At 51.4% G+C, this 23,499-nt stretch carries 22 protein-coding genes, 12 tRNA genes and 2 rRNA genes; 34 read left to right on the top strand and 2 right to left on the bottom strand.

The features are described 5' to 3' along the window. The 14 genes from F1379_RS20145 to F1379_RS20210 all read left to right on the top strand — a co-directional run. Positions 1-141: ribosomal RNA gene (locus F1379_RS20145) — 23S ribosomal RNA — on the top strand; the annotation flags it as partial. A gap of 126 nt (positions 142-267) precedes the next feature. Next, positions 268-384, top strand: a 5S ribosomal RNA gene (rrf, locus tag F1379_RS20150). Between the two features lie 15 nt (positions 385-399). After that, positions 400-475, top strand: a tRNA-Asn gene (locus tag F1379_RS20155). A gap of 1 nt (position 476) precedes the next feature. Then, positions 477-552: transfer RNA gene (locus F1379_RS20160), tRNA-Thr, on the top strand. Positions 553-560: 8 nt separating this feature from the next. Continuing rightward, a tRNA-Glu gene (locus F1379_RS20165) sits at positions 561-635 on the top strand. Positions 636-683: 48 nt separating this feature from the next. Beyond that, a tRNA-Val gene (locus F1379_RS20170) sits at positions 684-759 on the top strand. Positions 760-811: 52 nt separating this feature from the next. Then, positions 812-885: transfer RNA gene (locus tag F1379_RS20175), tRNA-Gln, on the top strand. Positions 886-890: 5 nt separating this feature from the next. Then, positions 891-963 (top strand) — tRNA-Lys (locus tag F1379_RS20180). A gap of 14 nt (positions 964-977) precedes the next feature. Next, a tRNA-Leu gene (locus F1379_RS20185) sits at positions 978-1,061 on the top strand. A 9-nt stretch (positions 1,062-1,070) separates the two neighbouring features. Beyond that, positions 1,071-1,145 (top strand) — tRNA-Gly (locus F1379_RS20190). A 6-nt stretch (positions 1,146-1,151) separates the two neighbouring features. Then, a tRNA-Arg gene (locus F1379_RS20195) sits at positions 1,152-1,228 on the top strand. A gap of 11 nt (positions 1,229-1,239) precedes the next feature. Next, positions 1,240-1,313: transfer RNA gene (locus F1379_RS20200), tRNA-Pro, on the top strand. A gap of 12 nt (positions 1,314-1,325) precedes the next feature. Then, positions 1,326-1,399: transfer RNA gene (locus F1379_RS20205), tRNA-Gly, on the top strand. A 13-nt stretch (positions 1,400-1,412) separates the two neighbouring features. Further along, positions 1,413-1,486, top strand: a tRNA-Pro gene (locus tag F1379_RS20210). A 97-nt stretch (positions 1,487-1,583) separates the two neighbouring features. Here the strand turns inward: F1379_RS20210 and F1379_RS20215 are convergent. Together F1379_RS20215 and F1379_RS20220 are read right to left on the bottom strand one after the other, a co-directional pair. Then, positions 1,584-1,997 (bottom strand): ImmA/IrrE family metallo-endopeptidase, encoded by a 414-nt coding sequence (locus tag F1379_RS20215; protein WP_150273181.1) that lies wholly within the window; start codon positions 1,995-1,997, stop codon positions 1,584-1,586. Between the two features lie 44 nt (positions 1,998-2,041). Continuing rightward, positions 2,042-2,476, bottom strand: coding sequence for a helix-turn-helix domain-containing protein (locus tag F1379_RS20220; RefSeq protein ID WP_150273184.1), 435 nt, complete (start codon positions 2,474-2,476; stop codon positions 2,042-2,044). 282 nt (positions 2,477-2,758) lie between these two features. Between F1379_RS20220 and F1379_RS20225 the strand changes: the two genes are divergently transcribed. The 20 genes from F1379_RS20225 to sigW all read left to right on the top strand — a co-directional run bounded on the left by F1379_RS20225 (position 2,759) and on the right by sigW (position 23,402). After that, positions 2,759-3,235 carry an ArpU family phage packaging/lysis transcriptional regulator gene (locus F1379_RS20225; protein ID WP_150273186.1) on the top strand — a complete coding sequence of 159 codons (477 nt, stop codon included), beginning with the start codon at positions 2,759-2,761 and terminating at the stop codon, positions 3,233-3,235. 377 nt (positions 3,236-3,612) lie between these two features. Next, on the top strand, positions 3,613-4,023 hold the full coding sequence (locus F1379_RS20230) for a phage tail terminator family protein (RefSeq protein WP_150273188.1): 411 nt from the start codon (positions 3,613-3,615) through the stop codon (positions 4,021-4,023). Then, on the top strand, positions 4,020-4,181 hold the full coding sequence (locus tag F1379_RS30055) for a hypothetical protein (RefSeq protein ID WP_203457145.1): 162 nt from the start codon (positions 4,020-4,022) through the stop codon (positions 4,179-4,181). Before F1379_RS20230 ends, F1379_RS30055 begins: the two co-directional genes overlap by 4 nt. Continuing rightward, positions 4,181-5,503, top strand: a complete 1,323-nt coding sequence (locus tag F1379_RS20235) for a phage tail sheath family protein (protein ID WP_150273190.1) — start codon at positions 4,181-4,183, stop codon at positions 5,501-5,503. The genes F1379_RS30055 and F1379_RS20235 overlap by 1 nt, the downstream gene beginning before the upstream one ends. 1 nt (position 5,504) lies before the next feature. Continuing rightward, positions 5,505-5,975: a phage tail tube protein gene (locus tag F1379_RS20240; RefSeq protein WP_150273192.1), complete on the top strand. Its 471-nt coding sequence runs from the start codon at positions 5,505-5,507 to the stop codon at positions 5,973-5,975. A gap of 114 nt (positions 5,976-6,089) precedes the next feature. Then, complete coding sequence (locus tag F1379_RS20245) at positions 6,090-6,512, top strand: phage tail assembly chaperone (protein ID WP_150273195.1); 423 nt, start codon at positions 6,090-6,092, stop codon at positions 6,510-6,512. Between the two features lie 192 nt (positions 6,513-6,704). Further along, positions 6,705-9,074 (top strand): hypothetical protein, encoded by a 2,370-nt coding sequence (locus F1379_RS20255; protein WP_150273197.1) that lies wholly within the window; start codon positions 6,705-6,707, stop codon positions 9,072-9,074. Further along, complete coding sequence (locus F1379_RS20260) at positions 9,075-9,830, top strand: LysM peptidoglycan-binding domain-containing protein (protein WP_150273199.1); 756 nt, start codon at positions 9,075-9,077, stop codon at positions 9,828-9,830. It begins immediately after the preceding gene. A 12-nt stretch (positions 9,831-9,842) separates the two neighbouring features. Continuing rightward, positions 9,843-10,805 (top strand): XkdQ/YqbQ family protein, encoded by a 963-nt coding sequence (locus tag F1379_RS20265; protein WP_150273201.1) that lies wholly within the window; start codon positions 9,843-9,845, stop codon positions 10,803-10,805. Between the two features lie 4 nt (positions 10,806-10,809). Continuing rightward, the gene (locus F1379_RS20270) at positions 10,810-11,103 is read left to right on the top strand and encodes a DUF2577 domain-containing protein (RefSeq protein ID WP_150273203.1); all 294 of its coding nucleotides are present in this window, start codon (positions 10,810-10,812) and stop codon (positions 11,101-11,103) included. Further along, on the top strand, positions 11,100-11,528 hold the full coding sequence (locus F1379_RS20275) for a DUF2634 domain-containing protein (RefSeq protein WP_150273205.1): 429 nt from the start codon (positions 11,100-11,102) through the stop codon (positions 11,526-11,528). The genes F1379_RS20270 and F1379_RS20275 overlap by 4 nt, the downstream gene beginning before the upstream one ends. After that, entirely contained in the window at positions 11,521-12,579 is a 1,059-nt protein-coding gene (locus F1379_RS20280) for a baseplate J/gp47 family protein (RefSeq protein WP_150273208.1), read from the top strand. Before F1379_RS20275 ends, F1379_RS20280 begins: the two co-directional genes overlap by 8 nt. A gap of 3 nt (positions 12,580-12,582) precedes the next feature. Beyond that, positions 12,583-13,131 (top strand): putative phage tail protein, encoded by a 549-nt coding sequence (locus F1379_RS20285; protein WP_150273210.1) that lies wholly within the window; start codon positions 12,583-12,585, stop codon positions 13,129-13,131. An 11-nt stretch (positions 13,132-13,142) separates the two neighbouring features. Then, positions 13,143-16,871 carry a pyocin knob domain-containing protein gene (locus F1379_RS30060; RefSeq protein WP_203457146.1) on the top strand — a complete coding sequence of 1,243 codons (3,729 nt, stop codon included), beginning with the start codon at positions 13,143-13,145 and terminating at the stop codon, positions 16,869-16,871. 14 nt (positions 16,872-16,885) lie between these two features. Then, on the top strand, positions 16,886-17,266 hold the full coding sequence (locus tag F1379_RS20295) for a hypothetical protein (RefSeq protein WP_150273212.1): 381 nt from the start codon (positions 16,886-16,888) through the stop codon (positions 17,264-17,266). Positions 17,267-17,513: 247 nt separating this feature from the next. Continuing rightward, positions 17,514-17,918, top strand: a complete 405-nt coding sequence (locus F1379_RS20300) for a hypothetical protein (RefSeq protein WP_150273215.1) — start codon at positions 17,514-17,516, stop codon at positions 17,916-17,918. A gap of 3 nt (positions 17,919-17,921) precedes the next feature. After that, entirely contained in the window at positions 17,922-18,632 is a 711-nt protein-coding gene (locus F1379_RS20305) for a M15 family metallopeptidase (RefSeq protein WP_150273217.1), read from the top strand. Next, complete coding sequence (locus F1379_RS20310) at positions 18,629-18,907, top strand: holin (RefSeq protein WP_150273219.1); 279 nt, start codon at positions 18,629-18,631, stop codon at positions 18,905-18,907. Before F1379_RS20305 ends, F1379_RS20310 begins: the two co-directional genes overlap by 4 nt. Positions 18,908-19,247: 340 nt before the next feature. Further along, positions 19,248-22,040 (top strand): phosphoenolpyruvate carboxylase, encoded by a 2,793-nt coding sequence (gene ppc, locus F1379_RS20315; RefSeq protein ID WP_150273222.1) that lies wholly within the window; start codon positions 19,248-19,250, stop codon positions 22,038-22,040. A gap of 795 nt (positions 22,041-22,835) precedes the next feature. Further along, positions 22,836-23,402, top strand: a complete 567-nt coding sequence (gene sigW, locus F1379_RS20320; RefSeq protein WP_150273224.1) for an RNA polymerase sigma factor SigW — start codon at positions 22,836-22,838, stop codon at positions 23,400-23,402. The last annotated feature ends 97 nt before the right edge of the window (positions 23,403-23,499 follow it).

Raw genomic sequence — 23,499 nt, forward strand, 5'->3', positions numbered from 1 at the left:
GCATCTAAGCGTGAAGCCCCCCTCAAGATGAGATTTCCCAGTATGTAAGACCCCTTGAAGACGACGAGGTAGATAGGTTGGAGGTGGAAGTGCAGCAATGCATGGAGCTGACCAATACTAATCGGTCGAGGGCTTATCCAAAAACTACCCCAAAAAGTGAAGAAGAGGCTGACGAAGCGGATTCCGAATACTTTCCGGGGGCCCCGAAGAGATGAAGGGCAAACACAAATTCGTTTCGATCCAGTTTTCAGGCGATCAAGCCTGCCGTTTGGTGGCGATGGCGGAGGGGTTCCACGCGTACCCATCCCGAACACGACCGTTAAGCCCTCCAGCGCCGATGGTACTTGGACCGAAGGGTCCTGGGAGAGTAGGACGCCGCCAAGCGGAACTATATAATATTCCCTGATAGCTCAGTTGGTAGAGCACTCGACTGTTAATCGAGTTGTCACAGGTTCGAGTCCTGTTCGGGGAGCCATGCTCTCATAGCTCAGCAGGTAGAGTGCTTCCATGGTAAGGAAGAGGTCACCGGTTCGAATCCGGTTGAGAGCTCCATCTTGTAAGGCCCGTTGGTCAAGGGGTTAAGACACCTCCCTTTCACGGAGGTAACATGGGTTCGAATCCCATACGGGTCACCAATCTTTATTTAAAGGTTATCATTTTGCTTTGAGGACAACCTTACATATGGAGGCTTAGCTCAGCTGGGAGAGCATCTGCCTTACAAGCAGAGGGTCGGGGGTTCGAACCCCTCAGCCTCCACCATAATCATCTTTAGCTTTAATGTGATTTTGGACACTCTATTGGTGTTCGCCCTAGGGGATTAGCCAAGCGGTAAGGCAACGGACTCTGACTCCGTCATCATAGGTTCGAATCCTATATCCCCTGCCAAGTGCGAGCCATTAGCTCAGTCGGTAGAGCACCTGACTTTTAATCAGGGTGTCGAAGGTTCGAGTCCTTCATGGCTCACTTTTATTGAATATGCGCGTGTGGCGGAATTGGCAGACGCACTAGACTTAGGATCTAGCGTCTTTGACGTGGGGGTTCAAGTCCCTCCACGCGCACCATTTATATTTGCGGACGTGGCTCAGCGGTAGAGCATCGCCTTGCCAAGGCGAGGGTCGCGGGTTCGATTCCCGTCGTCCGCTCCATATTTTGCGCCCTTAGCTCAGCTGGATAGAGCGTTTGACTACGAATCAAAAGGTCGGGAGTTCGAATCTCTCAGGGCGCGCCATTATATTTTATCGGGATGTAGCTCAGCTTGGTAGAGCACCTGGTTTGGGACCAGGGGGTCGCATGTTCAAATCGTGTCATCCCGATTTTACATCTGTGCGGGTGTAGTTCAATGGTAGAACTTCAGCCTTCCAAGCTGATAGCGTGGGTTCGATTCCCATCACCCGCTCCATATAATTTTATAACGGGATGTAGCTCAGCTTGGTAGAGCACCTGGTTTGGGACCAGGGGGTCGCATGTTCAAATCGTGTCATCCCGATCCAATAGTCTGCGGACTGCAAGAAACTCTTACTTCGGTAAGAGTTTTTTTGTTGTACTGGAATGTAATAAGTGAGATATAGAGAACCTATGTTCGATTATTCTTCCAAAAAAAAGCGCATTTCAGGTGGTATTCCGATACGCTGGAAATAAACTTTAAGAGATTCATCCTCTTCGGGTACGTAGCCTGCGGACAACAGTTTCAATGCAAAGAGATTGGCCTGCCGCTCCATCTTGCCGGGTGCAAAGAAAGAATTCTCCTCCAGGAAAAAGCGGTTCATCCATTTATGCAGCCGGTCATGACCCAGTTCATGGGCGCAGACAAATCGCTGCCACTCTGCCGAAAGCCCCTGGTGAATCACAATAAACCGTCTTCGTAATATCCGGTAGTATAAACCTTTGGTTCCTTCGCCCAAATCGCAAAAACGAATATGAATGCCAAGCGCTGCGGCTAACTCAAAAGGGTCGCTCGTTTTATATTTTATAATCAGCTTGTTGATTAACTCATCCATATTGTTCACCTGCGGGCAGTTAGTGTAATGTATATGCAATACGGTTATTGACTGGAATCATCACCGGGTTTCTTTCGTTTATTCATCTGTTTGGCCTCCCAGAAGAGTCCGGTTAATACATCCTTAATCCGCTGCTTGTCCTCTTGATTAAGCGGAATACCGTCGAACATCAATTCTCCATCATCCTCCAGCATCGTGCGGAAATCCCGCTTATCCTTACTTGTAGCCCATTCTGGAATATGGGACTCACTATGCCCTGCATGCTCCTCAAGATGCCCGGCCCGTTCCATCAGTGCCTCATAAGAGCTCTCCAGCGCATCTGCAAGCTTTCTTAAGGTTGCGGGCTTGGGCACGCCTCTTAACCCGTTCTCAATTCTTGATATTTGCGATCCGCTAATTCCAGCTCTACCAGCAACCTGATTAATGGTCAGGCCCTGCTGTTCCCGGAGCTGCTTCATATACTCTCCAAATGCCGTCATCGACCACCACTCCTTTTGAGCTTATTACCTAATGGTAATAATATAAAACACTTTTGTCAAAAGGTAAAGATATCGAGCATTAAATTGCCAAAAGACAAGAAAAAGGTTGGTAATCGGGGATTATGCTCCTAAAATGGCTTACTCCTGCGTTTTACGCCACAGGCAGAAAGTGGTATATTATAAAAAAATGCGAACAACATGAGAACACTAAGGATTGTACCACATTTCTGCAAAGACTTCCGCATCTGATCTCATTTAACTTAAACCAAGGGAGTGTATTTAATGATTAAATTATCCTCATTGCCCGAACTCGACCGACGTCGTACCCAGGTTACTATAGAAAACATGCTTGAACGGTACCGTATTTACAAGACCGTTACTTTTGAGGCAAGAGAAGCTGCAACTACTTACTCTTACAATGAAAGATTTCATGGTCCAACACATGCGGTATCCGATCAGACGGCATCGATTGCCTCATATAATGTGGATGTGCCTGCAGCCAGAAGAGGATACTGCGAAGCTATTGATTCCGTAGTGGACAGGCTGGACAAGAGGGAACAGCAGCTGGTGCGTGAGCGGTATATGCGCAGAGATGAAATGTATGATTACACCATTTACAATCACGTGTTTGATCCGCCGGTCAGCAAGGATACCTATGTGAAGATTAGGTCAAAGGCTTTTTACAAAATGGCACTGGCGCTGACGGACTTGGGGCTGATGTCCCTGGAGGCTTTGATCAAAGATAAATCTCAGCGTTAGGCAGTGAATACGAAAGGACAATTTATCAAGCATGGCAGCCGTGTTATCTGCATCCGCAGATGATGCGGCTTTTTTGATGAAGAGGTGAACGAAGACATCCATTGTTACTCTGTCGGCGAGCCGCTGCAAAACCGGCGGTTTTCGTCTCAAGATTCTCCCAAGCTCCGCCGGTGTTCCGTCTCTATGCGGAAATAAAGGGGGTATGATTATATCATGGCAAATGAAGCAACAGTTGCAATTACAAGCTCCTGTGCTAATCTGCCAACCTGAAAGAAGGATATGCTCTCTACTGCAGAGAGCGTATCCTTTTTGATTTCTTAGAGACAAGGAGGAGAGAGAGCAGCCTGTAAAGTTCAACGTATGAAAGGATGGATAGAATGCCTGTACAACAGCTGCGGGAACACATTTCGGATGCGCTTAAGCGGGCTTACCCGGAGATTCCCGTATTTGCCGGCGAAAATGCGCAAACGCCCCATTTCGTGCTGGAGCTGATCTCGGCTACCTATGACCGGCAACGGGAAGGCAGGTATATGGCGGTTTACCGCTTTGGAATACGTTTCGAGCAGGGAGAAGCGCTTCAAAGTGAAAACATGGCGGATGGTTTATGTGAAGCTTTGAGCGGCAGTGAGCCGGGGAATTCGGCGTACCGGGTTGTTCGGCAAGCGTGGGAAGCGGGGACGGAAGGCAAAGGTCCGCTTTTTACGGTGGATTATATGCTCTACCTGAACCAAACCCTGGCGGAGCCGGAGATGATGAGACAGATGATTGGAGGAGAACGGCTGAAATGAGCATGGACCGTTATTGCAAACAGCAATTAATTCGCTCCACCCAATTTAAGCTTGCGGAAAAGGATGTACTGAACGCAATGCTGGAGGAAGACGGAAGCTACACGCTGGATGAGGCAAAGGAAGTACTGGAGCTTTTTCTAAATAAGGAGGTTATCTAATGGCTGGTGGAATTTGGACAACACAAAACAAGGTGCGGCCGGGTGTATATGTAAACGTAACTGGAACAGGAAGTCCTGTTGGCAAAATGGGAGATCGCGGGGTAACGGCACTGGCGCTTGCCCTGCCATGGGGACCAAGCGGTTCGCTTCTGAAGCTCACGCCCCAAGACGATATGCAGAAGCAGCTCGGATATGATCTGACGACTCCGGCGCTGCAGCCGGTACGCGAAGCACTGAAACGTGCAGGCACCCTGCTGCTGTACCGTCTGAATGAAGGAGTAAAGGCACAGGGTACGGGCAGCGGCTTGCAGACTACAGCGCTTTACGGCGGCGAACGCGGCAATGACCTGAAGGTGGTCATCGAGAAGAATGTGGACGATAGCGCTCTGTTCGATGTCCGCACCCTGCTGGACGGCGTTGAAGTGGACAACCAAAGCGTGGCTGATGCCGGGGCACTGGCTCCAAACGACTATGTGCATTTTGCGGAGAGCGATGGCGTTCCTCTTGCACTGAGTGCAGGCATTCCGCTAGCCGGCGGGGCCAATGGCACTGCGACGGCTGCCGAGCACAGCAAGTTCCTGACGCTGCTGGAGGTACAGGATTTCCAGACGGTAGGCCTTGTGTCCACAGACAATTCGCTGAAGTCACTGTATGTGGCTTATGTGAAGCGGCTTCGTGAAACCGAAGGCAAGAAGGTTCAGGCGGTATTGTCCGATTATGCTGCAGCCGGGCATGAGGGCGTCATCAGTGTGGCGAACGGGGTAGTACTGGCGGACGGTACGCTCGTCGATAAGACGAATGCGGTAGCCTGGGTAGCCGGTGCGACGGCTGCGGCCGCTGTTAACGAATCGCTGACTTATCAGGCCTATGACGATGCGGTGGATGCCGATGTTCGCTTCAGCCATTCGGAGACGGTGGACAAGCTGAACCGCGGGGAGCTGCTCTTTACGTACAGCGGCGGCCGTGCGGTGGTGGAGCAGGATATTAACACCTTTACGACTTATTCTCCGACCAAGGGCAAAGCCTTCTCCAAAAACCGGGTGCTGCGCGTGCTGGATAGCATTGCCGGGGATATGAAGCGGATCTTTGAAAGCTACTTTATTGGCAAAGTTGCCAATAATGACGATGGCCGGGGGCTGTTCTGGTCCCAGTGTGTGTCGTATATGAACGATCTGCAGAACCTGGGGGCCATTGAAAGCTTCGATGCGCAGAAGGACATTACCGTCGTCGCCGGTGCGGACAGTGACAGTATCGTACTGGAAGTGGCTGTGAAGCCGGTCGATTCCGTAGAAAAAGTATATATGAAAGTGAAGGTGGTTTAAGATGGCATTTTTGAAGGCTAGCGATACGCTGTCCGGCCAGGAGGGCCGCGCTTATGCAACGATCAATAATCAGACGGAAGAGATGTTCTATGTAAAAACGCTGGAAGCGACGGTGGAGAAGCAGAAGGCGGAAGTGAAGACACTGGGCCGCCGCGGGGTGCAGCATAAAGCGACAGGTTGGTCGGGCAGCGGCACAATGACGATTTTTTATATGACGAGCCGGTTCCGCCAGCTGATGCTGGAGTATATGAAGACCGGGGTCGATCAATACTTCGACATTGTCGTTACCAATGAAGATCCTTCCTCCTCGGTTGGCGCGCAGCGCGTCATGCTGAAGCATGTCAATCTGGACAGTGTAATCATGGCTTCGCTGGATACCGAATCGGAGGCGCTGGAGGAAGAAGTGAGCTTTACCTTCGAGGATGTAGAGCTCCAGCAGTCGTTCGCTGCCCCGTCCAGTCTCGGTCAATAAACGAGTAGAACAAAGGCGATAGGCGTAAGGTGAGATGAGAGACCCGGGCGTAGATATACGGAGGGTCTCTTCTCATGTTATCACAACCATTCCAATTATATTAGGAGGATGTATATGAGTGATTTAAGCTTGTTTTTTGCGCAAAATGCTGCCAGTGACACTACCGAGGAATTCGTGGTTTCGCACCGCTTCAAGGATAAAGAGGGCAACCCGGCGCCTTGGCAACTGCGCAGCATGACTGAAGAGGAGAATCAGGAATGCCGGAAAGGCGCTACCCGCAAGATTAAGGGCAAGAACGGCACCTATACGTCGGAGATTGACCCGAATGAGTATATGGCCAAGCTGATGACCGCCAGTGTGGTCTATCCCGATCTGAAGAACAGCGAGCTGCAGCGCTCGTATGGCGTGATGGGAGCAGAAGCGCTGCTGCGTAAAATGCTGCTGCCCGGCGAATTTGCTTCGCTTGGCGAGCGGGTGCAGGCGCTGAACGGTTTTGATACGGATATGAACGAGCTGGTAGACGAAGTAAAAAACTGATCAACGAGGGCGACGGTGAGGCCAACCTGGCCTACTACGCCCTCCACGAGCTGCATATCCTGCCGCATGAGCTGATGAAGCTCTCCGTACGCGAGCGGGCGGCCATTTACGCCATGATCTCGGTCCGGGTGGACAAGGAGAAGCGTGAGCGTGCGCGGAGCAAGGGGAAGAAGAGATGAAGGGGGTGAAGGAATGGCACAGGATGCATCATTGAAGCTGTCCCGGAAATCGCTGTTGGTGTGGAATGTGATCGGCAAACAAGTCAAAAAGAGTAATGGACAGACGGAGTCAGCCAATCGTTTTTTGGGGAATATTCAGACTTTGCTTAAACAGGCCAATGGACAAAATAGTATTCTGTCAAGCAGGATAATTCAAAATCTGGAAGACATAAATGAGACGTTAGTTGAAGGGTTTCATAAGATACCAGAGCCATCCGACAGCACGAAAATAATTGTTGTGCAGCAGGATCAGAAGGCTATTCAATTCCAACAGTTGGCATTGCGAATAATAAGTACTGCTCCTGCTACCGAAGCCTCTAAGAAAGAAGAGGAGAAGGCCACAAAAGTAAATTGGTGGAAGGGGCTTAAAGAAGGGAAAGGAAACAAGGAGAACAAGCCGGACAATTTTCAAACTACTGAAACTCTCGGTAAAAAGGCGCTCGCCAACACGGAGAAGTCAAACAGAAACAATATCAACACTGACTCGAAACCTGCGGTCTCTGAAACCAATACGACTCAGGAGACGAATAAGGAAACGAATAAGGAAACGACAGAGAAGGCTACGGACTCCAACAGTCAAAACGCAAAAAAGAAGAAGGATTCAGCGAGTCCGGCGGAGTCAAAAAGCAAGAAAACTCCAAGCCGACAATCATCTGATGTTAAAGATGACAGACCTCCAAAAGATTATATGATGGATCAAATCCTCAGACTATTTAATAAAGTTAAGTCTTTAGGTGAAAAAGCCATGGCTCCCCTATTTGATACAGGGAACTTAAAGAGTTCTGAGGGCGGCAGGGACGCTGAAACGAAAAAGCGAGCTCAAGGCAACGCACCAGCCAATCCTGCGTCGAACTTAAACAGTAATACAACGGCTCCTTCGGGGCAGGTCTCTCAAGCTGCACCAAAAAAGGATTCCAAGGTTATGAATTTTCTGAAAACGGCCGATATCGCCAAACCCTTCAATGCGATCAAATCCTTTGGAGAAAAAGCGGTAACCGAAGCGGCAACGGACGAGGATAAAAAAAATTGGAATACAATGAACGAGAACATCGATAAAGCTCTGGGGCAAATTGGAGCAAAGGCAATGGGAGCCCTCCGGCCCGTAATGGATACCATCAACACCGCACTGACTTCCGGACAATTGGCGCCTCTAATTGATGCCATGGCAAACGGGTTCCTTGTTATTGCCAATACGATAGGCATGGTCGTGGATGGCTTGCTATGGCTGGCCGGTATTATACAAGAAAATTGGTCATTCATTAAGCCGATTCTGGAGGCGATAGCCATTGTCTATTTGGCGGCAATGATTGTTCAGGTGTATATGCTGGCTGCGGCTTGGCTGGCGGCCAATTGGCCTATCTTGCTGGTTATTGCGGTGATTGCTGTACTATTAATGATTCTTCAAAAGCTGGGTGTTTCGGCCTCTGAGGTTGTAGGTGCTATAGTGGGGGCTTTCGGCGTCCTTGTGGCTGTAGTTCAGAACATAGGAATCTGGATAAGCAACATGTTCTACCTTGTTTGCGATGGCATCATCAATGCTTTTAATAATGCTGTTTATAATGTGAGAGATTCTTTACATGATCTGGCCTCCAGGGGGTTGAACATCCTTTACAGCCTGGCTTTAGGGGCTGAAGGGTTTGCCGGTGGGTTTATGAAGGTTATGGCAGAGGCAATTAACTGGGTGCTTGGCAGATTCAAGGCTATGATTGACGCGATGAGTAAGATCCCGTTCTTTGATAAGCTGGGGATCGGCAATATTAAAGTGGATATGGTTGAACCGAAAACTCCCCATGCGGCCAGCGATGCCTTAAATCAAATGAGGCAGGGGCTGGAAGATAATAAGCCTGAGCCGCCGGTTCTGCGCCAAACCCCACTGCAGAATTATGTGAATCTGGGCGACAGCTATAATAATTATAAGCAAAAGGGCAGCGACTTCATGGATAATTTCATGGACAAGGGGAAAGCAGCCACAGACAAAATAAAAGGGCTAACCAACACTTCTGCCGGGGCAAATCTGCCTGGCACCGCAAAACCTGCGGCCCCGAAAGTCGCCGGTAATTCGACCACTCTGTTAGCCAATCAATACAGCAACCTCAACAACGTCAACAGGGTCAACGAGGTCGGTGAAATCAACGAAGCCGTGGACATCTCAGCGGATGATCTGAAAATGCTGCGCGAGCTGGCGGAAATACAGGCGATACAGAATTTTGTGGAGCTGACGCCGACGGTGCAGGTAACAACCGGTAATATCAATAATGCCGGGGACATCGACAGTATTATTGCCAAGATCAACGACAAGCTGCAGGAAGCGTTCGTCTCTACGGCCCAGGGGGTGTACACGTAAATGACGGAGGAGTACGGTTTTTTTCTGAGCTTCAATAATGCTGAGGAGGTGATCCGGCTTCCGGTCAATCCTGAAATACTGGAGATTAAGGAGTCGGGAGACGGCAAAAGCTATACAGTTATCGACCTTGGCGAAATCAATGCCATCGCCTATCCCAAGCTGACGGAGATTACTATTGAGAGTATGTTTCCGTCTCAGTGGTACCCGTTTGTGGTAGCAGGGAATACACCAACCGACAAATTGCTACGGCCCTTCGATTACGTGGAGCTGATCAAGAAATGGATGAACAGCCGCAGGCCGGTCCGTTTCGTGTTCACAGGGCTTAAGGCAGACGCAGATACAGCGGCAAAAAGCGAGCAGGAGCCGGGATGGCTAAATTTAGCCCGCCAGAAGGCGGCGCAGTCTGTGGCCGGGGATTTCGGCATCAATATGGCCGTCAGTATTGAGAATTTCGCCTGGAAGCTCAGCGCGGGCAATACCGGGGATATCGAATACACGCTCGGTTTGAAAAAATATGTCTTCTATCAGGCAGCGCCTGTGAAGGTCGTCGGGGGTGAAGCCAAGCCGCAGCAGAAGCGGGACAGTGATAAGAAGGCAGCGGCCACCTACACTCTCAAGGCGGGGGATACTCTGTGGCGTGTTGCCCTCAAAGAACTTGGCGACGGCAGCAAGTACAAAACTCTCCAGAAGCTGAACGGTATCCCTGACAGTGAGCTAAACAGGCTGCAAATCGGACGGGTCATTAAGCTGTCGTAGGAGGCGAGACGGATGGAGCTTTTACTCAAAAATAAGGACGGGCTGATATGGGACATCTCCGGCATTGCCACCGACATCTCATGGAAGACCTCCCGCAGCGGGAAGCCCGCCGCCCTGGAGCTGACGCTGGTGAACAGCGGGATCTATCAGCATCCGAAGTTTGCAATCCACAACGGGGATATCCTGCAGTTCCGCAGAGACAATGTCAACGTATTCTACGGGTTTGTGTTCAGCCTGGATACCGGGGCAAGCCAAGAGATAAAGCTAACTGCATACGATCAAGTCCGCTATTTACTCGGGAACGGCAGCTATGTGCTGCAGAATGTGACGGCCAGTGAGTTAATCACCAAGATCGCTAAGGATTATGGGCTCCAGACCGGAGTGCTCGATTCTGCCGGGTATAAGATTCCCTCTCTGATTGAGGACAATAAGAAGCTGCTGGATATCATCATGGGAGCGATTGGCAGCGAGCTGCAGTTTAACGGCCAACTGCTGGCTTTCTATGACGATTTCGGCAAGCTGACGTTGCGCAAGCCACAGGCAATGCTGCTGAATATCATTTTGGGAGCGGGGCATTTGCTGTACGATTACTCACTCAAAAAAAGTATCGACGACGACACGTACAACACGATTTTTCTGTACAAGGATAACGAGGAGACAGGTAAACGAGAGTTCTTCCCGGTGACGGATCAGGAGAACGTGGCCCGCTGGGGTCTGCTGCAGCTGTATCAGAAGGCTGACGATAAGGCCAATGCTGCACAGATTCAGGAGAAGGCTGCAAATTTGCTTAAGCTGCATAACCGGGAGAAGCTTAGCTTGTCTGTGCAGGCGATCGGGGATATCCGGGTCCGAGCAGGGAGCTTCATCTATGTGCTGCTTGAGGATTTTGACACACAGGTATTCCTGGTCGATCAGTGTAGCCATAAGATTACAGGCGGAGAGCATACCATGTCTCTGGATATTAAGGTGGTGTAAATAGATGCTGGATATTATCAAAAAAGCGAGCCTCGGAGCCGTAGCCAATACGAATCCGGTGGCTTTTTCGTTTGGCACGGTGGTCGGGAATGAACCTCTGGAGATCCAGGTGGATCAACGGTTTGTACTGTCGGGTCCGGCATTGGTCCTGCCTGAAGCCATTATGGAGTGCAAAGTTAAAGTGGGTGACAGCGAAGTTCTGCTTCGACGAGGGCTTGAGCCCGGCGACCGGGTACTGCTGGCCCGGATGCAAGGCGGACAAAGCTACATTGTCCTGGATCGGCTGGTGCCGTCATGATTCCGGTTATAGGAAGATTGGGACCCATCACCGCCTCCTTGGAGAATGCAGCCGCATCCGGTTCTATGGCGCCTAGCCTTACCTACCGGATGGACTGGGAACGCAAACGTCTAGTGGGACGAGTGGATGGGCTTGAGGCTGTAAAGCAAGCCGCTGCCAAGATTCTGCAGACCTGGCGTTACGAGCACCTCATATACAGTGCGGATTATGGAACAGAATGGCGCCTGGTGCTGGGAAAGGACCGGCTGCTGGCCAGAGCTGAGCTGCGCAGAGTGGTCACCGAGGCGCTGCTGCAGGATGACCGGATAGAGAGGCTGGAAGACAGCGGGATCGAATTCAGCGGAGACAATGTCAGCTTTAGTTGTTTGGTGGTCACCCGCTACGGCAACTTTGAGCTCAGAAAGGAGATGAGCGGCGATGTATGAGGACCAGACTTATGAAGCATTACTGGAACGGATGCTGTCCCGGGTTCCGGAAGGCATCGACAAGCGCGAAGGCAGCATTATCTACGATGCGCTGGCTCCGGCAGCGGCAGAGATGGCGCAAATGTATATCGAACTGGAGATTAACAACAATTTGTATTTTGCGGATACGGCAAGCGGGGAATATCTGGAGCGGAGTATTGCCTGGAGCGGTGTGACCCGGGCTCCGGCGGGTAAGGCCCAGCTTCGGGGCGTTTTCTACAACAACGCAGGTGAATTACTGGATATTCCCCTGGGGAGCCGGTTCTCGCGGGAGTTAATCAATTTCACTGCAGCTGAGAAGCTCTCCCCCGGAAATTACCGGATGGTCTGCGAGATGGCCGGAGATGAAGGGAACCAGACTCTCGGTGCCCTGCTGCCCATTGATTATATTGCAGGTCTGGCCCGTGGGGAGCTGAGGGAGCTGCTGGTTCCGGGCACCGATGCCGAGGACGACGAATCCTTGCGTCAGCGTTACTATGCTGCAGCACGTCGCCCTTCAACCAGCGGCAATAAGTATCATTATATGGAGTGGGCGCAGCAGATCAGCGGCGTTGGCGGAGCAAGGGTGTTTCCGCTCTGGAACGGCCCGAAGACGGTGAAGGTGGTTATAGTTGATGCCGATATGCGGCCTGCCACCCCAGTTCTGGTAGAGCAGGTGCAGAAGCATATCGATCCGCTCCCGGGACAGGGTGAAGGACAGGCGCCGGTGGGAGCGGTAGTTACGGTTGCAGCGGCGATCGGGAAAAGTATCGGCGTTGCCGCGAAAGTCAGTCTGGCAGCGGGATATTCGCTGCAACCGGTGATTGATGCGTTCGCGGCAAAGCTGGAGACATACCGCCTTGAGAAGGCTTTTGACAGGAGCTATATCAGTTCGTCGGTCATCGGCTCGCTGCTGCTGAGTACCGATGGTGTAGTGGACTACAGCAATCTTTTGCTGAACGGCAAGACGGGAAATGTCACTCTGGGTGAGACGGAAGTGCCGCTGTTCACCGGTGCGACGCTGGAGGTGTAGCTTATGGGATATCCGGAGAGAATTGATCTACTTGAATACCTGCCCGAGTATTATGAGGGCGTTCCGGAAATGGAGATGCTGCAGGCCAGTGCCGGTACAGAGTGTGGACAATTAGCTTATAGTATTGCCGACAGCGGATCGCAGAAGAACGTAGAATCGGCGACATGGGGCCTGTCCCGTTGGGAGAAGGTACTTGGGCTGACGACGGACTTAAGCAAATCCGATGTCACCCGCCGGGAAATAATTAAGGCGAAGCTTCGGGGGAGCGGCACAACGACGCCTGAGATGATCCAGCGAACGGCTTCAGCGTTCTCGGGCGGGGAAGTGGAAGTGGTGGAGGTACCCGGAGAATACAGCTTTATTGTTCATTTTGTAGGAACGCTGGGTATTCCGGCTAATATGGCCGGGCTGATTCAGAGCATTGAAGAGATCAAACCGGCCCACCTGGATTACAGCTTTGAGTATACGTATACATGGTGGGATTCCCTTAAGCCGCTGACCTGGGCAAGTGCACATGACCGTACATGGGACGATCTGAGAGTATATGAATAGGAGGAGGAGCCATGAAGACAACAAATAATCTGAAGCTGAAGAAGCCGGATGGAAGCGATTATGTTGATATTGCGGATCTGAACAGCAATATGGATCTTATAGACACAGCGGTCAAAGGCGTGCAAGATCACACCGCCGATGCGGTCAAGCATGTTACAGCTGCCGAGCGCAGCGCCTGGAACGGCAAAGCTTCCACTACGGCCGCAACCTCATCCGCTGCCGGGTTGATGTCCGCCGCCGACAAGACCAAGCTGGACGGAGTGGCTACGGGAGCAAATAACTATACACACCCTGCAGGCGATGGTAACCAGCATGTCCCTGCCACCGGAACCACAAACAATACCAAGGTGTTGAAAGCCGGGGCAACAGCGGGGAGCGCAGCCTGGGGGGCGATCAACGCATCGGAGGTGGTGGAGGATGCCAGCCACCGCTTTGCGACAGATGCGGAGAAGGCGGTGTGGAGTGGGAAAGCTCCGCTGGTTTCCCCGGCGTTTACGGGGACGCCTACAGCTCCGACAGTGGTGGCAGGTACAGTTAGCACACAATTGGCAAACACTGCATTTGTAAACACCAACGCGACAAAGCGGATAGTGCTAACAGGACAAGGGCAGAACACATCGTACCGCCGTACGGTAGTCGCGCTGTGCGATGTCACAAATACCGATGCCGCGGCCAGTTCATATAGTAATGGTCTGCTCACTATGCACCGCTATAATGGATTAAGTGGACAAGTTACGGCTCTGGTGGCATGCGAAAAGCACTACAATTCAAATGCGATGAACTATACAGCCTTACGCATGGGTGTAGGTGCGGGCAGGTTCCGGCCATGCACGTTTACCTATAAAGGCGTAAAGTATGGCGGACTTGACATTTACATCGCAGACGCTGAGCTGCGGGACATTGAGTTTAACGGAGCTACAAACTTCGGGATTTTTGCCGTTGATTACTACAATAACCAAACCAGCACAGTTATCAATGTGGAAATAAATAACTCACTGAGTTCTGTAGAAGGAACCGACTATTTTCCCATTGGTGATTTTACCTTCAATGGTGCAGGAATTAACGCGGTGTCATTGGGCGGGGTGGCAGCCGATGACTATGCACTGCTGGCTTCTCCGGCATTTACAGGTACACCTACGGCACCAACCGCTGCCAAGGGGACTGATACGGAACAGATTGCCACGACTGCATATGTAATGGACAGTGCCTTACGATTGGGATTTTTAGGTGCGGGGGACTTTAACACGTTTCTTACTCCCGGCATGTATAGACTGGGGGCCGGCGGGGATTTCACTAATGGCCCCGGTACTTATGCTTATGGGCAGCTACTTGTGGTCCGTGGTGGGAATTACGATACGTATGCGCAGATAGTAATTCCTTATAATAACGCTAATATAGCATATCGAACAGGCACCGTATCTTCGATAGCATCAGCCACATGGTTGACACTATGGAACCAAGGTAATTTTAACCCTACCACGAAAGCTGATTTAGCAAGTCCGGCCTTCACAGGCATACCAACGGCTCCGACACCGGCGTCCACCGTGAACAACACACAGTTGGCAACCACGGCGTTCGTTCAGACGCTTATTGGAGCGCAGATGACGGCACCTGTGCAGCTCGCAAACGGTACCGACTTGGATACGATTATCACTTCCGGGTTTTATCGTTTGGGAACAGGACACGTAAACGTCCCCGCAGGCCTGAATACAGACTACGGCATGCTGATTGTGTCCCGCTTGTCAACCGTGGTAACACAGATGTTTGTGCCATCTCGGGGTAGCATATCGTGGGCAGTGCGTGGGGGTACGCCGTCGAATGCTGGAGGCACGGGTACGTTACCTGCTTGGACATTGTTTGCGGGCCTTGATACGAACGGGGATGTTGCGCTCAGTGCCATACCTGACCAAGTGCAGAAATACAGCCTTACGCAGGACAGCGGTAGGAACCGCAGGCTGGATGATAACACAGACCTAAACACTGTGACACTGGCAGGTTTTTACGATGGTACCCAACTAGTTAATGTTCCACCTGTAGGGGAACATTCATCTCTTTGGTGGCACATCATGGTACAGACGCATTCAGGCGCTTCAAACGGTGAAAACTACGTGATTCAGAGGGCTTCGGGGCTTAGCACAGTGGGATTGTGGGAGTTCACCCGCCGCCGCTACAATGGGGTATGGAGCGAATGGCGGGAGGTACAGACGTATAAGGACCAGAACTTAAAAGCGCCCACAGACCTTCCAAGCACCTATACCGGAAAAACCACCACAATATTCTTCGTTAATAATGTGGCTGGATGGCCTAGAAGCTATGGCACAGTAGTGACGATGAAAGGTCATACAGCGGCAGAATCGGGTGTTACTCAGTACTTCTACCCTTACAACAACGATGACTCGATAAAGTACCGCCATGGTTTATTTAACCAGAACGCATGGGGCGAATGGCGCGAACTTCTGGACTCTACCCACGCCGCTAAGACCCTCATGCAGCGGGATACAGCACCTTCTAATCTTAATAATGCTACCACACCCGGTTCATATTTATTAGGAGCGGAAGCAAGTCATTCTAACGGGCCGGGCTTCGCATGGGCAATATTGGATGTGACGGTGAATAATTCGGGGTATGTTAAACAAGTGGCTACGCAAGTATTGGGCAATAATCAGAAATATCGCAGCAGATCAGAAACCGGGACATGGTCAAGCTGGATTAAATTAGTGACTGAGCCTGATTTAACAGCTGCCGTACAGGCTCCACCTTATGCCGTAACCGCTGGAACGAATGCGGCTCTGACGGCCAGCATAAGTCCAGCTCTTACAGCACTGTCAGCAGGCCTACGGGTAACCATCAAAGTCCATGTTGCTGTAGCTGGATCAGTTACGCTCAACCTTAACAGCCTGGGAACCAAAAGCATCAAAAAGCCAAACGGCAATAATCCGACATTGGCACTCGGCGGGGTATACACGCTGGTCTATGACGGAACGGCTTTTATCTTACAGGGTGAAGGGGGGGAGTATGGAACAGCAGCGGCATCCGATGTACTAGCTGGCAAGACCATTGGAACAGAATCAGGATTGATAACAGGAACAATGGCCAATAATGGGGCTGGCGGTACGGTAACTCCTACTTCCTCGGCCCAGACTAAGCCAGCAGGCTTTTATTCTTCAGCAATTACGATAGCTGGAGTCAGTGTACCGGCAGCCAGTGTTGTAGCTGGAACAACAATTGCGGGAGTTGCTGGAGCCCTTCCTAGTAGAGCGAACGATCAATTGTCGGGGACTATAAATTATGAGGGCAACGGCAGAATGGCAGTAGGCTTTCCGACTGGGGCTTATGTTACCAATAGCGGCTTTGGTAACGGACTTGCTTCGGTGGCTATTCAAGATCCGGACTTCATTTCAAGCAATATCCGCAATGGTGTTAATATATTTGGAGTAATCGGCAGCTTAATCGAAGGCAAGCGATATGCTTCAGGTTATCATACCGTTCAAGGGGTATTTGAGGATGTCTTTATCGGAAATCTTGGATTTGCTCCCAGAACGGCGATAGCCCGTAAAGCGGACGGTACGGATGACTATGGCATTTATCAGCCTGACCTGGGGATAAATATTTACGTCAGATACGGTTATGTATGGAATAATGCCTGGAAGCCGGATTACCTCGCCAGCAACTCGCTGTCATTATATTTACCGGATTATGTGACGCTTTCAGGAACCTATAACTATTACGTATTCGGATAAAGGGGAGACTGGCCATGGAGATTGGCATGAAAATATATTACGAGAAGGATACGGGGAAAGTTATTTTAAACACAGGTGAGAAATCGGGGAATGTTGCTCCTACCACTCGGGAGGAGGACTTCTCATATTTCAAGGTGCTGGCTGAGCGCGTTCCAGATACCGTCGGATTGATTGAGCTAGAGTATCGACAGTATGCTCAAGACTTCTTAAATGCAACCTCCTATCGAGTTAATACGGAAACCGGGGAGCTTGAATTTTGCTATGAGCCTTTTCCTTCAAGTGAACAGGGTGAGCAGGCTTATCAAAAGTCCCTGTCTGAGCAATTTGCGGTGCTTGAGCAACGGACTGAAGCCACTGAAGCTGCCATTTTGGCGCTGCTTGATTTGGGGCTATGATAACAACGGAACGGAGGCGACTGACAGATATGTATCTTTTTCTGCTTAATATGTGGACTATGGGTAAAGTTACAGAGGAGAAACTTAAGAGCTATTATCCGAAATATATTACCTCCGAAGAGTTGAACAGACTTTTAGCAATAACGCAAAATGTGTAATTAGCGCCCCTGAGGCGTTTTTATTTTGCCCCCGGTTGTAGCCGGGGGGTTCTTTTTACCTAAAGTATATAGAGAGAGGGGGCCTTGGGGTGTCCAGCGGGGAGTATGTGATGCAAGGGGGGACCGGAGGTGTAAACGATTTGGAGAAGCGCATAGAGGACATGGAGCACGGGCTGACTTCGATGAAGAACGAGTTCGTACGGCTCTCCGGGGAAGCGCTGGCTGCGGATAAGCGGCTGAAGGTGCTGGAGGAGAATGTCCGGCGCCACGAAGAAAGTCTGACACAGCTCAAGGAAACCACCATTGAAATGAAGGTTCAATATTCATCAATCATTGGAAAAATAGACAGTCTGGAGAACAAAATTTTTTCGCTGCTGCAGCAGACGGGAAAGGATACCGCGGCAGAGCGCAAGTTCTGGATGGATTTGCTGAAGTACGTGCTCGGCGGGACGATCTTCGTCATTATTGGATATGTTTTTTTGGGAGGAGCTTAGCAGATGCTGACACTGGCTCAGGTAAAAAGTAGATCCGGCTCCCGCCTCACCGGCCTGCATCCGACGGTACTGACAGCCACTGAACTGCTCATCGAGCGATGTTACGCTGAAGGCGTGCCGATCCTGATTACTCAGGGGCTGCGCACCGTGGCGGAGCAGAATGCATTGTACGCTCAGGGGAGAACCAAGCCCGGCGCGATTGTCACCAATGCCCGCGGCGGCTACAGCTATCACAATTACGGGCTGGCGGTTGATTTCGCGCTGCTTCTGCCCGGCGGTTCGAGTGCATCATGGGATATGAAGCGCGATGGCGACGGGGACGGCACTTCAGATTGGCAGGAGGTTGCCCGGCAAGCCAAGGAACTTGGCTTTGAATGGGGCGGCGACTGGAGCAGCTTTAAAGATTATCCCCATTTACAGATGAGCTTTGGATTAACGATCAGCGAACTGCGGGGTGGGGCAAAGCCTGTGGGGGCGGCGGTAGAAGCGGTCCAGAGACTGCTTCAGAAGAAGGAGGCTACCGCATTGAATAAAGATATTAGTGCAACCGTGAACGTCAACGGCGTCAGGATTGCCGATGGTTTTATAGACAAGGGTGTAACTTATGTGCCGGTAAGGGCAGTTGCGGAAGCGCTGGGAATGACAGTGGGCTATGATCAGACAAGCCGTACGGTTACAATTGCTTCTGCTGTTAAGGAGGTCAACGGACAATGAGTAATGAAAATTTTGACAATGTGCTGGCGTTTGCTTCAGCGCTCTCGGTAGTGATTCTTGCACTCGTACAGTTAATCAAGAATAATATTAATCTTCCGCGCAACATAATTCCTTTTATTGGTCTTGGCGTGGGATTGCTGATTGGTGCGGTGGCATACCCTTTTACCGAGCTGGATCTGACGCTCCGCCTATGGTCGGGAGGGCTCGCCGGATTGTCGGCAACCGGTCTGTTCGAGCTTGCTTTCAATAATCGGATCGGAAATACGAAGGAATGACAGGGATTCAGAGATAGAGCCTGCTCGAAAGAGCAGGCTTTTTTTGTTTTTTCAAACCCCAATTCCCAAAACGCAGCTTTGCATGTATAATTCTATCAACACATGGGAGCTTGCCCTGGTTTAAATCATTGTCCGGCGGATCACATTATGAATAAGAAGAAATGCTGCTCTGTGATTTATGACTGCATAAAAAGCCTGAATGGTGTATAATCGTAGTTACTGCGACGCTTTACAGCGCAATAAACCCTTAGCTGCTGCCGCCGGTTTATTGTATGCTATGGGAAGCTTCGACTTAGACAATGTTCATGAACATTGATCCGGAAGAAATGGGGGGAGCAGCATGACTGAACTTACGACTACCGTTAGCAAAAGCAACTCCAACAATCTGCTGCGGCGGGACGTACGGTTCCTGGGGAATATTTTGGGCGAAGTCCTGGTTCACCAGGGCGGCAACGAGCTGCTGGAGATCGTGGAGAAGATCCGCGAGACGAGCAAATCGCTGCGCTCACTGTTTTTGCCTGAACTGCACAATGATTTCAAAGAAATGATTAACTCACTGGATGCGGAGAACCGGCATCAGGTCATCCGTGCATTCGCAATTTATTTTCAGCTGGTGAACATTGCCGAGCAGAATCACCGTGTGCGCCGTAAGCGCGACTATGAACGGTCGGCTGGCGAGACGGTGCAGCCCGGTTCGATTGAAAGTGCCATTCAGGAGCTGCGTGAGCGTGATTTCTCACCTGCGGATGTCCATGAAATCATGAATACGATGTCTCTGGAGCTGGTAATGACCGCTCATCCGACAGAGGCCATGCGCCGTGCGATTCTTGATATTCATAAGCGGATTTCCGATGACGTCATGGAACTGGATAACCCTACTTTAACCTTCCGGGAACGCGAGCAATTGCGCGAGAAGCTGCTGAATGAGGTAATCACGCTCTGGCAGACAGACGAACTGCGTGACCGTAAGCCGACGGTGCTCGATGAAGTGCGTAACGGAATGTACTATTTCCACGAAACGTTGTTCCAGGTGCTGCCGGATGTATATCAAGAATTGGAACGATGTCTTAACAAATATTATCCGGGCCAGCATTGGCATGTACCGACCTATCTGCGTTTTGGTTCCTGGATCGGCGGTGACCGCGACGGTAATCCGTCAGTGACAGCCTCGGTTACAGAGCAGACGCTGCGGCTGCAGCGCAAGCTGGCTATTCGTGAATACCAGCGGATTATGCGGGAGCTGATGCAGTATTTGAGCTTCAGTACCAGCATTGTCAACGTGACCCCTGAACTGCTGCAATCCATTGAGAGCGACCGCGAAATGATTAATCTGGAGAAGGCCAAATCGTGGCATAACGACAACGAGCCTTACCGGATTAAATTAGCCTATATGATTGCCAAGACCCATTACGTGCTCGATGATGAGAAAAAAGGCACACCGGAACGCTACGCGTCACCAGAGGATTTCATCAAGGACTTGAATATTATCGACCGCAGCCTGCGGCATCACTATGCCGATTATGTAGCGGATACTTATATTAAGAAGCTGATCCGCCAGGTAGAGCTGTTCGGCTTCCACACAGCGACGCTGGATATTCGCCAGCACAGCAAAGAGCATGAGAATGCGATGAGCGAGATTTTGGCGAAAATGAATATTGCCGAGAACTACGGCCAGATGCCGGAAGATGAGAAGATTGCCCTCTTGGAGCAGCTGCTGAACGATCCGCGTCCGCTTACCTCCCCGTACCAGCGGTACAGTGAGAGCACAGAGGAATGTCTGGCGGTATACCGCACGGTGTATACACTGCAAGAGGAATACGGCAAGCAGTGCATCACCAGCTACCTGATCAGTATGGCAGAGGCGGCCAGCGATATTCTGGAAGTGATGGTATTCTCGAAGGAAGTCGGCCTGTTCCGCAAGGATAATGACGGTACCGTCGTCTGCACCCTGCAGGCAGTGCCATTGTTCGAGACCATCGATGATTTGCATGATGCTCCGCAAATTATGGAGCGACTGCTGAAGCTGCCGATCTACCGCGAGGCAGTACGGGCTATGAATGATCAGCAAGAGATTATGCTCGGGTATTCCGACAGTAATAAAGACGGCGGTGTGGTGACTGCGAACTACGAGCTCCGCGTTGCCCTGAAAGAACTTACAGCCATGGCCGAGAAATTCGACATCCGCCTGAAATTCTTCCATGGCCGCGGCGGTGCCCTTGGCCGCGGCGGCATGCCTCTGAACCGCAGCATCCTGGCCCAGCCGGCTTCCACCATCGGTGGCGGCATCAAGATCACCGAGCAGGGTGAGGTTATCTCTTCGCGCTACTCGATGAAGGGAATCGCCTACCGCAGTCTGGAGCAGGCGACCTCTGCGCTGGTCACAGCTGCGATCAATGCCCGCTTGCCGCAAGCCAATCTCTATGAGGATAAATGGGAAGAGATCGTCTCACGGATTTCCGAAGTATCGCTGAAGAAATATCAGGATCTGATTTTCCGCGATCCGGACTTCTTCGCTTACTTCAAGGAGTCGACCCCGCTGCCGGAAGTGGGCGAGCTGAATATCGGCTCGCGTCCTTCCAAGCGAAAGAACAGCGACCGCTTTGAGGATCTGCGGGCGATCCCTTGGGTCTTCGCCTGGACGCAGAGCCGTAATCTGCTGCCGGCGTGGTACGCTGCTGGAACCGGCCTCCAGAGCTTCTACGACGGGAAGGAAGAGAACCTGAAGGTCCTGCAAAATATGTATGCAGAGTTCTCCTTCTTCACGACATTAATCGATACGCTGCAGATGGCAATTGCCAAGGCTGACCTCGTCATCGCCAGGGAGTATGCGTCCATGGGCAAGAACGAGGAAGCCCGCACCCGCATCTTCGGTGAGATCGAAGCCGAGTTCAAGCTGACCTCGGAGCTGATCCTCAAGATCACCGGCCAGCAGGATATTCTCGACAATGTTCCGGTGATCCAGGAGTCGATCCGTCTGCGCAATCCTTACGTCGACCCGCTCAGCTATCTGCAGGTGCAGCTGCTCGCCGAGCTTCGCGCGCTGCGCGAGGCCGAGGGCGACGACGCCGAGCTGCTGCGTGAGGTGCTGCTCACCATCAACGGCATTGCCTCCGGCCTCCGGAACACCGGCTGATGCCGTAGATGTTGATACATCAATCCCCGCCACGCCTTTAAGAGGGTGTGGCGGGGATTTTTTTATTAGGAAGCCGGCGCAGCCGCTTCTCCCGCCGCTGGGGAGGGCGGGGGAAGGTATGGGTTTTGCAGTTAAGAAGCCGGCGCAGCCGCTTCCCCGCCCGCCGCAGAGGAGGCGGGGAAGGTATGGGTTTTGCAGTTAAGAAGCCGGCGCAGCCGCTTCCACCCGCCGCAGAGGAGGCGGGGAAGGTGGTGGGGTTTGTCAGTTAGAAGCCGGCGCAGCCGCTTCCCCCGCCGCAGAGGAGGCGGGGAAGGTGGTGGGGTTTGTCAGTTAGAAGCCGGCGTAGCCGCTTCCCCCCGCCGCAGAAGAAGGCGGGGAATCAACCGGGTGAAGAAGCTAATCTAGCTTCTTCAATCCAAAACAAGGGGTGAAGCCGGCGAGTGTAACGCCGCTTCACCCAGTGCCCCTATTCCAATGTTAGCGAGGGAGTAGGGGATTGGAGGCGGAAGAGAGGCATGGAGAAGAATTTTGGAACTGGAGGAGCGAATGCATCCGCCTTTGTCTTCCGGATTTCAACCGTGGACAACGGTTATATTGAGGAAATCCGGAGACAACAGCGGCCGGAGGTCCAAATATTCTTTGGAATGCCGACAGAACCGACTCTATTTTTCCTACCCCGAGCCTAACAACCTTTTCTTGATTTTTACACCCACATGTTTTACGATTTATATGCTTGTACCGTGGATATTTATAGAGTCGAAGTACCAAGGGCGGCAAGTCTGGGGGAGTTAACAGGTGGAGAATTTGGAAGGCAGATTGACGAAGCTCGCCTTAAAGGGCGACCAAAGGGCATTTGCCGAGCTTGTGGAACTGTATAAAGACAAGATATATCATCTGGCTTACCGGATGCTGAACAACCGCCATGAGGCGGAGGACATCGTGCAGGAAACCTTTTTGCGCGTGTACCGGAATTTAGACCGTTACGATGACAAGCAGAAGTTCTCGACCTGGATCTACCGGATTGGCACGAATCTCTGTATCGACAGGCTGCGCAAGCGGCGGCCGACGTACTCACTGGATGCGGAGATGAATGACCAGGAAGGTATTGACGGGTATTCCATGATTCCGAGCGACAATGTGACACCGGAGACGGAACTGCTGCTGTCCGAGACACAGACGCTGATTTATGAAGCGATCGACAGCTTGCCGGTCAAATACCGGTCGGTGATGATTCTGCGTTATTTGCAGGATTTGTCGCTGCAGGAGATCAGCGATGTGCTGGATATGCCGGTGACGACGATCAAGACCCGCGTGCACCGCGGACGTGAATTTTTGCGCAAAAAATTAGGTCCGAAACTTTAAAAAATGCAGATTTAATTTGAAACATATTTCCGGCAGCGACGTATGAAGGAGAGCAGGTCGTATGATCTGCCTTGGGGTAGTCACTAAGCCGCCCGAA

Origin of the sequence: Paenibacillus tepidiphilus, from assembly GCF_008635795.1 — a bacterium.
GTDB lineage: Bacteria > Bacillota > Bacilli > Paenibacillales > Paenibacillaceae > Paenibacillus_AQ > Paenibacillus_AQ tepidiphilus.

Excerpts from the sequence above, each read along its gene's own strand:
- F1379_RS20280 (WP_150273208.1), top strand. The coding sequence starts at position 11,521 with ATGTATGAGGACCAGACTTATGAAGCATTACTGGAACGGATGCTGTCC.
- F1379_RS20240 (WP_150273192.1), top strand. The coding sequence starts at position 5,505 with ATGGCATTTTTGAAGGCTAGCGATACGCTGTCCGGCCAGGAGGGCCGC.
- F1379_RS20255 (WP_150273197.1), top strand. The coding sequence starts at position 6,705 with ATGGCACAGGATGCATCATTGAAGCTGTCCCGGAAATCGCTGTTGGTG.
- F1379_RS20270 (WP_150273203.1), top strand. The coding sequence starts at position 10,810 with ATGCTGGATATTATCAAAAAAGCGAGCCTCGGAGCCGTAGCCAATACG.
- ppc (WP_150273222.1), top strand. The coding sequence starts at position 19,248 with ATGACTGAACTTACGACTACCGTTAGCAAAAGCAACTCCAACAATCTG.
- F1379_RS20235 (WP_150273190.1), top strand. The coding sequence starts at position 4,181 with ATGGCTGGTGGAATTTGGACAACACAAAACAAGGTGCGGCCGGGTGTA.
- F1379_RS20285 (WP_150273210.1), top strand. The coding sequence starts at position 12,583 with ATGGGATATCCGGAGAGAATTGATCTACTTGAATACCTGCCCGAGTAT.
- F1379_RS20215 (WP_150273181.1), bottom strand. The coding sequence starts at position 1,997 with ATGGATGAGTTAATCAACAAGCTGATTATAAAATATAAAACGAGCGAC.
- F1379_RS20265 (WP_150273201.1), top strand. The coding sequence starts at position 9,843 with ATGGAGCTTTTACTCAAAAATAAGGACGGGCTGATATGGGACATCTCC.
- F1379_RS30060 (WP_203457146.1), top strand. The coding sequence starts at position 13,143 with ATGAAGACAACAAATAATCTGAAGCTGAAGAAGCCGGATGGAAGCGAT.
- F1379_RS20260 (WP_150273199.1), top strand. The coding sequence starts at position 9,075 with ATGACGGAGGAGTACGGTTTTTTTCTGAGCTTCAATAATGCTGAGGAG.
- F1379_RS20230 (WP_150273188.1), top strand. The coding sequence starts at position 3,613 with ATGCCTGTACAACAGCTGCGGGAACACATTTCGGATGCGCTTAAGCGG.
- F1379_RS20295 (WP_150273212.1), top strand. The coding sequence starts at position 16,886 with ATGGAGATTGGCATGAAAATATATTACGAGAAGGATACGGGGAAAGTT.
- F1379_RS30055 (WP_203457145.1), top strand. The coding sequence starts at position 4,020 with ATGAGCATGGACCGTTATTGCAAACAGCAATTAATTCGCTCCACCCAA.
- F1379_RS20310 (WP_150273219.1), top strand. The coding sequence starts at position 18,629 with ATGAGTAATGAAAATTTTGACAATGTGCTGGCGTTTGCTTCAGCGCTC.
- F1379_RS20245 (WP_150273195.1), top strand. The coding sequence starts at position 6,090 with ATGAGTGATTTAAGCTTGTTTTTTGCGCAAAATGCTGCCAGTGACACT.
- F1379_RS20275 (WP_150273205.1), top strand. The coding sequence starts at position 11,100 with ATGATTCCGGTTATAGGAAGATTGGGACCCATCACCGCCTCCTTGGAG.
- F1379_RS20220 (WP_150273184.1), bottom strand. The coding sequence starts at position 2,476 with ATGACGGCATTTGGAGAGTATATGAAGCAGCTCCGGGAACAGCAGGGC.
- F1379_RS20305 (WP_150273217.1), top strand. The coding sequence starts at position 17,922 with ATGCTGACACTGGCTCAGGTAAAAAGTAGATCCGGCTCCCGCCTCACC.
- F1379_RS20225 (WP_150273186.1), top strand. The coding sequence starts at position 2,759 with ATGATTAAATTATCCTCATTGCCCGAACTCGACCGACGTCGTACCCAG.